This window comes from Xinfangfangia pollutisoli (genome assembly GCF_020179405.1).
GTDB lineage: Bacteria > Pseudomonadota > Alphaproteobacteria > Rhodobacterales > Rhodobacteraceae > Pseudogemmobacter > Pseudogemmobacter pollutisoli.
Genome location: NZ_JAICBZ010000123.1, coordinates 1 through 7,855 on the forward strand (window position 1 = coordinate 1; position 7,855 = coordinate 7,855).

The 7,855-nt window shown below is 71.8% G+C and carries 10 protein-coding genes; 1 reads left to right on the forward strand and 9 read right to left on the reverse strand.

Annotated features, from left to right (window positions below):
- The 4 genes from K1Y73_RS20555 to cbiT all read right to left on the reverse strand — a co-directional run.
- Window positions 1-404, reverse strand: a 404-nt coding sequence (locus tag K1Y73_RS20555) for a nucleotide-binding protein (RefSeq protein ID WP_451923591.1), incomplete at its 3' end; no start/stop codon positions are given.
- 11 nt (window positions 405-415) lie between these two features.
- Entirely contained in the window at window positions 416-1,198 is a 783-nt protein-coding gene (gene cobM / locus K1Y73_RS20560) for a precorrin-4 C(11)-methyltransferase (RefSeq protein ID WP_225030213.1), read from the reverse strand.
- Entirely contained in the window at window positions 1,195-1,563 is a 369-nt protein-coding gene (locus tag K1Y73_RS20565; protein ID WP_225030214.1) for a cobalamin biosynthesis protein, read from the reverse strand. Before K1Y73_RS20565 ends, cobM begins: the two co-directional genes overlap by 4 nt.
- Window positions 1,560-2,738, reverse strand: a complete 1,179-nt coding sequence (cbiT, locus tag K1Y73_RS20570) for a precorrin-6Y C5,15-methyltransferase (decarboxylating) subunit CbiT (RefSeq protein WP_225030215.1) — start codon at window positions 2,736-2,738, stop codon at window positions 1,560-1,562. The genes K1Y73_RS20565 and cbiT overlap by 4 nt, the downstream gene beginning before the upstream one ends.
- On the opposite strand from cbiT, the gene K1Y73_RS20575 reads away from it, so the two are divergent.
- On the forward strand, window positions 2,737-3,489 hold the full coding sequence (locus tag K1Y73_RS20575; protein WP_225030217.1) for a cobalt-precorrin-6A reductase: 753 nt from the start codon (window positions 2,737-2,739) through the stop codon (window positions 3,487-3,489). The genes cbiT and K1Y73_RS20575 overlap by 2 nt on opposite strands.
- Here the strand turns inward: K1Y73_RS20575 and cobJ are convergent.
- The 5 genes from cobJ to K1Y73_RS20600 all read right to left on the reverse strand — a co-directional run.
- Window positions 3,462-4,199 carry a precorrin-3B C(17)-methyltransferase gene (gene cobJ, locus K1Y73_RS20580; protein WP_225030219.1) on the reverse strand — a complete coding sequence of 246 codons (738 nt, stop codon included), beginning with the start codon at window positions 4,197-4,199 and terminating at the stop codon, window positions 3,462-3,464. The two genes, K1Y73_RS20575 and cobJ, sit on opposite strands and share 28 nt — an antisense overlap.
- Entirely contained in the window at window positions 4,196-4,936 is a 741-nt protein-coding gene (locus tag K1Y73_RS20585; RefSeq protein ID WP_225030220.1) for a precorrin-2 C(20)-methyltransferase, read from the reverse strand. Before K1Y73_RS20585 ends, cobJ begins: the two co-directional genes overlap by 4 nt.
- 2 nt (window positions 4,937-4,938) lie before the next feature.
- A complete protein-coding gene (locus K1Y73_RS20590) occupies window positions 4,939-5,568 on the reverse strand; it encodes a precorrin-8X methylmutase (protein WP_225030221.1) in 630 nt (209 codons plus the stop codon).
- Window positions 5,568-6,704, reverse strand: coding sequence for a precorrin-3B synthase (cobG, locus tag K1Y73_RS20595; protein WP_225030223.1), 1,137 nt, complete (start codon window positions 6,702-6,704; stop codon window positions 5,568-5,570). Before cobG ends, K1Y73_RS20590 begins: the two co-directional genes overlap by 1 nt.
- Window positions 6,701-7,855, reverse strand: a 1,155-nt coding sequence (locus K1Y73_RS20600) for a cobaltochelatase subunit CobN (RefSeq protein WP_225030224.1), incomplete at its 5' end; no start/stop codon positions are given. The genes cobG and K1Y73_RS20600, both read right to left, overlap by 4 nt.

Here is a 7,855-nt window from a genome sequence, read left to right on the forward strand (position 1 = left end):
TGCGCCACGGCCGCCGCCGTCTGCGCCTGGCCCGAGACGTCCAGCACCAGCACCACCGGCCAGCCCATCAGCGCCGCCACATCGGCACTGGCGCCGGTGCCGGTCTCGCCCGGGGCGGCCACCCCGTCGAACAGCCCCATCGAGCCCTCGGCCACCACCAGATCGGCGCCTTCGGTCGCCGCCGCAAGCGCGGCAATCCGCCCCGGCGCCATGGCCCAGCTGTCAAGGTTGACCGAGGGCCGGCCGGCAGCGGCGGCATGGAAGGCCGGGTCGATGTAATCGGGCCCGGATTTGAACGGCTGCACCACCAGACCGCGCGCGGCGAAGGCCGCCAGCAGCCCCAGCGTGACCGTGGTCTTCCCCGTGCCCGAGGCCGGGGCGGAAATCAGCAGACCGGGTGTCATTCGGCCGGGCGTCATTCGCTGCCCGCCGGAAAGCGCGGCTCGGTGCCGACGGGGCGATAGCGGCGGTCATAATCGCCCGCGTAAAGCCTGCTTTCGGCAAAACCTTCGGCCGCCAAGGCGGGGCCGATCAGGATAAGGGCGGTGCGTTCACCCGTGCCGATCGCGGGATCCAGCGTGGCCAGCGTGGCGCGATGGATGCGCTGGTCGGGCCACGAGGCGCGGAACACCACCGCCACCGGACAATCGGGCCCGTAGAAGGGCGCGAGCCGGGCCTGAACATCAGCCAGCACATGCACCGACAGGTGAATGGCCAGCGTGGCGCCGGTGCGGGCGAAGTTTTCCAGCGTCTCGGCCTCGGGCATGGCCGAGGCACGGCCCGAGGTGCGGGTCAGCACCACCGATTGCGCCAGGCCCGGCAGGGTCAGTTCCGTCTGAAGCGCGGCGGCGGCGGCGGCAAAGGCGGGAACGCCCGGCGTGACGTCGAAGGGAATTTCCAGCGCGCGCAGCCGGCGCAGCTGTTCGCCCATTGCCGACCAGACCGACAGATCGCCGGAATGCAGCCGCGCGACATCCTGGCCCGCGGCATGGGCGGCGGCGATTTCGGCGATGATCCCGTCCAGGTCCATCGGTGCGGTGTTCACGATCTTCGCGCCGGGCGGGCAATGCGCCAGCAACGCCTCGGGCACCAGACTGCCAGCGTAAAGACAGACCGGGCAGGCGGCGATCAGGTCGCGGCCGCGCAGGGTGATCAGATCGGGCGCGCCGGGGCCGGCGCCGATGAAATGGACGGTCATTCGCTTGGTCCTTCGGTTGCGGCCATGGCGCAGGTCGCCATGCCGTCGGGCGCAGAGATCCGCACCACGGTGATCCTTGCCTCCGGCCCCGCCGCCACCAGCGCCGCCGCCTCGGCGACCGATCCGGTGCCATGCATGGCCTGGATGCGGGCCGAGCAGGTGGGCGTCGCAATGCCCGCCACCTCGACCCCGATCAGCGGCAGGCGGCGCCGCGCCGCCAGCGCCAGGATGGTGGGATCGGCGGATTTGTCCGACAGCGTGGCCAGCGCCTGCGCCCGGCCGCCCTGCGCCTCGACCGCCGCCAGCGCGGCTTCCAGCGCGGCCAGCGGGGCGCCACGGCGAAATCCCAGACCCGCGACCCTCATCTTGTGACGCTCCATTGCACGACCAGGCGGGCGGCCTGCCAGCCGCGGAACCCGCCCAAAGGGGTGGCCTCGGCCAGGTCGACGCGCAGAAGGCTGCCGCCATGCTGCGCGTGCAGGGCGGCCAGAAGCGCCTCGGTTTCCAGCGTCACGCCATTGGCGACCAGCCTTGTGCCTTCGGGCAGCAGCGCCCAAAGGGCTGCGTGCAGATCGGCGCTGCCGCCGCCGCCGATGAAGACGGCATCCGGTGTGGAAAGGGTTTTCAGCGCTTCCGGCGCGTGGCCTTCGACCACGGTGATGCGATGCGAAAGGCCGAAGGCCCCGGCATTGGCGCGGATATTGGCGGCGCGGTCGGGGCGGGTCTCGATGCTGATCGCGCGGCCGCCGGCCAGCGCCCATTCGACCGAGATCGAGCCCGATCCGCCGCCGATATCCCACAGAAGTTCGCCGGGGCGTGGGGCTAGGGCCGACAGGGTCAGCGCGCGGATCGGGCGTTTGGTGATCTGGCCATCGTGCTGGAACAGATCGTCCGGCAGGCCCGAGGCGCGGGGCAGCCCGGCGCTGCGCGGCAGATCGGCGCCGTCCAGCGCCACGGCGACCGGGGCGGTGATGTCGGGCCAATCCGCGCCGGGCCGAAGGCGTGCGCGCGGGCCGCCAAGCGCCTCGCACACCGTGATCCGGGTTTCGGCAAAGCCATGCGCGGCCAGCCATTGCGCCAGGGCGGGCACGGCGGCGGCATCGCGCAGGGTGCAGATCGCCCGCACCCCGCGCGCCAGAATCGGGCGCAGCCGGGCGAAGGGCGCGGCATGCAGGCCCAGGCACAGCACCTCTTCCAGCCGCCAGCCCATCCGCGCGGCGACCAGAGAAAACGTGCCGGCCAACGGAAAAGCCTGCCATTCGCCGGGCGCCAGATGCGCCGCCACCGATCCGCCGGCGCCGAACCAGAACGGATCGCCCGAAACCAGCATCGCCACCCGCCGCCCCCGGCAGGCCAGCAAGGGCGCCAGATCGAAGGGCACCGGCCAGGCGCGGCCCCTGTCGCCCACGGACACCAGCGCCAGATGGCGGGGGGCACCGAAGACGATCTCGGCTGCAGCCAGCGCGGCACGGCTTGCGCCCGACAGGCCCTCCGGTCCATCTTCGCCCAGACCGATGATCGACAGCCAGGCCTCAGCCATGACCCGCATCCTTGTTCTGGGCGGCACGACCGAGGCCAGCCTGCTGGCCCGCGCGCTGGCCGAGGCGGGAATCGAGGCGGTCTTCTCCTATGCCGGGCGCACCGCAGCGCCCGTCGCGCAGCCGCTGCCCCTGCGGGTCGGCGGCTTTGGCGGGGCGGAAGGCCTGGCCGCGTTCCTGCGGGACGGCGGCTTCACCCATGTCGTGGACGCGACCCACCCTTTCGCGGCGCAGATCAGCGCGAATGCGATCGCGGCCTGCGCTGCGACGGATATTCCGCTGATCGCTTTGCAACGACCGGCCTGGTCGCCCGGCCCCGGCGACCGCTGGACCCGCGTTGCCGATACCGAGGGTGCCGTCGCTTCCCTGCCCGAGGCGCCGGCCCGCGTCTTCCTGGCCACCGGCAAACAGGGCCTTCTGCCCTTTGCCGCAGCCCCCCAGCACCATTACCTTCTGCGCCTGGTCGATCCGCCCGAGGCGCCCTTGCCCTTGCCTTCTGTCTGCGTGGTCATCGCCCGCGGCCCCTTCGATGCCGCCGGGGATGAGGCACTGATGCACCAGCATGCCATCACCCATATCGTCGCCAAGAATGCCGGCGGCGCGGGGGCCGAGGCCAAGCTGATTGCCGCCCGGGCGCTGGACCTGCCGGTGATCCTGATCGACCGCCCCGCCCTTCCCGCGCGGCGCGAGGTGGGATCGGTCGCCGAAGTGATGCACTGGCTGGCTCATGCCGGCACCGAGCGCGGGGTATAGACCCAGGGCCCGACCCGCCGCGTCAGCTCGTTGCCGACCAGAACGACGGTGCGCATATCGGCCATCTCGGGCAGGGCTTCGGCCAGGGTGACGGTCGACAGCGCCTCGTCCGGGGTGCTGACGGCACGGGCGAAGATCATCAGCCGCGACGGCTCGCATTCCTCGCGCAGGATCTGCAGCACGCGCTCGAACTGGCCGGGGCGGGATTTCGAGCGCGGGTTGTAGAAGGCCATGGCAAAGCCGCCGCGGGCGGCATGGCGCAGCCGGCGTTCAACTTCGGAAAAGGGTTTCAGATTGTCGGAAAGATTGATCGCGCAGAAATCATGGCCCAGCGGCGCCCCCGCCCTTGCCGCGGCGGCCAGCATTGCGGTGATGCCGGGCAGGATGCGGATCTCCAGCCCCTGATGCTGGGGCGCGGCTTCAAGCGCCTCGAACAGGGCCGAGGCCATGGCGAAGACCCCCGGATCGCCCGATGATACCACCACCACCCGCCGCCCTTCCGCCGCCATGGTCAGCGCGGCATGGGCGCGGTCCATCTCGACCCGGTTGTCCGACGGGTGCAGGGTCAGGCCCGGCCGCGGCGCCAGGCGGGCGACATAGGGAATATAGCCCACGATATCGGTCGCGTCGGCCAAAGCGGCCGAAACCTCGGGCGTCACCAGCGCCTCGGCGCCGGGGCCAAGCCCCGCAACAGTGACCCAGCCGGTCATTCCACGCCCTCGGCGACCGGGCGGCGGCCGCGCCCATGCACCAGCACGATCGCGAAATAGGGGCAGTCGGCGGCGTCGACCTCGGCCAGACGGGCCAGCCTTTGACCCGGCATTGTGCCGCGTTCGACCAGCCAGGCATCGTCTAGCCGCCCCGCCGCCTGCAAGGCCCGGCGCACCCGGGGCAGGTTGCGCCCGGTCTTCATGATCGCCAGCGCGTCGGATTTCTGCATATGCGCGGTCAGCTCGGCCTCGGGCAGGGTCGCCATCAGCACGGTCAGCACATCGTCGCCCCAGGTCACCGGCTGGCCCGTCGCCGTCCAGCAGCCGACCATGCCGGGGATACCGGGGATGACCTCGACCGGGACCCGGTCTTTCAGCCGCACGTAAAGATGCATGAACGAGCCGTAGAAGAACGGGTCGCCTTCGCACAGCACCACCACCTCGGCGCCCTCGGTCACCAGCGCCTGCAGCCGCGCGGCCCAGTCGTCGTAGAAGGCCGACAGGATCCGGTTATAGTCGGGGCTGTCGAAGGGGATTTCGGTGGTGACCGGATATTCCATCGCATGTTCGATGGCGCCCGGCGCCAGCATGCCCTCGACGATCCGCCGCGCCTGGCCCGCGCGGCCGGCCTTGCGGAAAAAGGCGATGTGGCGCGCGGCGCGGATCACCCGGTCGGACCGGACCGAGATCAGATCGGGGTCGCCCGGGCCAAGCCCGGCGCAGATGATGCGGCCCATGGTCATTCCTTGCGGCTTGCCAAAGCGTTGACGGCGGCGACGGTGATGGCCGAGCCGCCCAGCCGGCCCTCGACGATCAGCCAGGGCAGGGGGTTCGCCTCGGCCAGGGCAGCCTTGGATTCCGCCGCGCCGATGAAGCCCACCGGGCAGCCGATGATCGCGGCGGGGCGCGGGCAGGCGGGGTCTTCCAGCATGTTCAACAGGTGAAACAGCGCGGTGGGGGCATTGCCGATGGCGACCACCGCGCCGGCCAGATGGGGGCGCCACAGTTCCACCGCCGCGGCACTGCGGGTGTTGCCGATCTGCGCCGCCAGCTCGGCCACGCCGGGATCGTGCAGCGTGCAGATCACCTGGTTGCCGGCGGGCAGGCGGGGCCGGGTGATGCCCTCGCTGACCATCCGCGCATCGCACAGGATCGGTGCGCCGGCCTCCAGCGACGCCCGCGCGGCCTTGGCCATGCCGGGGGCGAAGCGGATATGGCGTTCCAAGCCCACCATCCCGGCGGCATGGATCATGCGCACGGCGACAACCTCTTCCTCGGGGGTGAAGCGGGCCAGGTCGGCCTCGGCCCGGATGGTGGCGAAGGACTGTTCATAGATCCGCGCGCCGTCGGTTTCGTAAGCGTAAGGCATCAGATCAGCCCCTTCAGGTCGAGTTCGGTTTCGCCAAGGCCCCGGCGCTGGGGGGCATCCCCGGCGCGGCCCTGGACGATCAGGTCAAAGCCCGTGCCAGTCGCGACCAGCACCAGATCGGCGGGGCCGGGATGGGCGCAGCCCTTGGCGCAGCCCGAGACATGCAGCGTCTGGCCCGGCGGCACTTGCGCGGCCAGGCGGCGGGCCAGCGGGCGGGTGGCGGCGCGGGCCTGCAGGCAGCCCGGCGCGCCGGTACAGGCCTGTACCCGGCGCAGCGGATTGTCGGCGGTCAGGATCAGGCCCGGCAGATCGGGCAGGGCTTTCAGTCCCTCGACCAGCAACATCCGCCAGGGGGTCAGGCGCAGCGGGCCAAGACCGGACAGGGTGAAAAGCATTTTCGCAGTCAGCTGGCCGAAGTCGAAGCCGACCAGCGCGCCTTGCGGCTGCAGGCCCGGGCCGGGTGCCGGCTGGGCGGGTGCAGGGGCGACGCGCGGAGCGAGAGAGCCTTCGGGCCGGGCGCCGCGCGCGATCAGCGCCGCCATCCGGCCGCGACCGTCCTGCACGCCGCCCTGGGCCAGGAACCACTCGGCCAGCGCCATGGCCTGTTGGGCGGCATTTTCCGCGGTGACCGGCGCGCCAAGCGGCAGGCCTTCGCTGCGCAGCAAAAGCCCGCCCTGGTCGTCGCGTTCAAGGCGGATATCGCCGGCAATATCCTGCATCAGCGGCGCAGGGCCGGTGTCAAGGACGAAGCCGAACTTGCCCGGCAGCACGGGCGCCCGTGTCAGGGCACGGGCAAAATCCGCAGCGATTTCTTCGGTTTGCGCATCGGCGAAGGGGGTGACCAGCAGATTGCGCGCGGCCTCGGTGCGCGGGTCGGGGTCGATCAGGTCCAGCTTGCGCAGATCGTCGATCAGCGCCGGATGGCTGGCCTCGGTCACACCGCGCAATTGCAGATTGCCGCGCGCCGACAGGTCGATCAGCCCGCTGCCATGCTGCGCGGCGGCCTGCGCGATGCCACGAGCCTGATCGGCGCTGAGCCGCCCGGCGCGCGGGCGGATGCGCACCACCAGCCCGTCGCCCGATTGCATCGGCCGCAGCGCGCCCGGGCACCAGCCCTGAATGGCAAAGCCGGTCATCCCCGCATCTCCGCCGCAATGGAATTGCGCCGGGTCACCCAAAGCCCGGCCTCGTGCAGGCGCTGGAACAGGTCGCGCAGCGCGGCCAGCGCGGCGGGGTTCTCGCGCGCCATGAAATCCACCAGATCGGGCCGGCCCAGCGTGGCTTCGTGATACAGGTCGAACAGATGCGGCGGCACAACGCCTGCCAGATGGGCGAAGGCGGCCATATGGTCCAGCGTGGCGGCGATTTCGGCCGCACCGCGGAAGCCGTGCCGCATCATCCCGTCGGCCCAGGCCGGATCGGCGGCGCGGGCGCGGGTGACGCGGGCGATTTCCTCGGTCAGGGTCCGGGCACGCGGACGGTCGGGGCGGGTGGCATCCAGGTGATAAAGCGCGGGTTTTGCGGCCCCCAGCCGGGTCAAGGCCGCCGCGAACCCCGCCTCATGCGCGGCGTAATCGGCGGCCAGCAGCAGGTCGCTTTCCGGCAGGTCCTGGGCATGGACGAAGGCATCGGCCCCGCGCAGCCGGGCTTCCAGCCCCGCGCGATCATCGCGCGACGCGCCATCGGCGCCGATCGCCCAGCTTGAGGCCTGAAGCCAGGCCTCGCCTGCCTGCGCGCGGGCTTCCGCGGTGAAATCCTCCATCGCCGCGCCCATGCCCAGACCGTAAAGCCCGGGCCGCGGGCCGAAGACCCGGGCCTGACCGGCGGCATAGGGGTTGTCGGCGGGGGTTTCCTCGCGCGCGGCCAGCGCCGCCGCGCCGGTTTCGAACAGCGCCGCCAGGCCCGGAAACACATCGCGGAACAAACCCGAGACCCGCAGCGTCACGTCGATGCGCGGCCGGCCCAGCAGGGCCAGCGGAATGACCTCGACCCCCGAGACCCGGCCTGACCCGTCATCCCAGACCGGCGCCAGCCCGGCCAGATGCAGCGCCATGGCGAATTCCTCGCCCGCCGTGCGCATCGTGGCGCTGCCCCACAGATCGACCACCAGCCCGCGCGGCCAATCGCCCTGATCCTGCAGATGCTTGCGCAGCAATTCCTCGGCCAGCTTCACCCCCTGGGCATGCGCCGCGCGCGAGGGCACGGCGCGGGGATCGACGGCGAAGAGGTTGCGGCCGGTGGGCAGAACGTCGCCGCGCCCGCGCGCCGGAGAGCCCGAGGGCCCGGG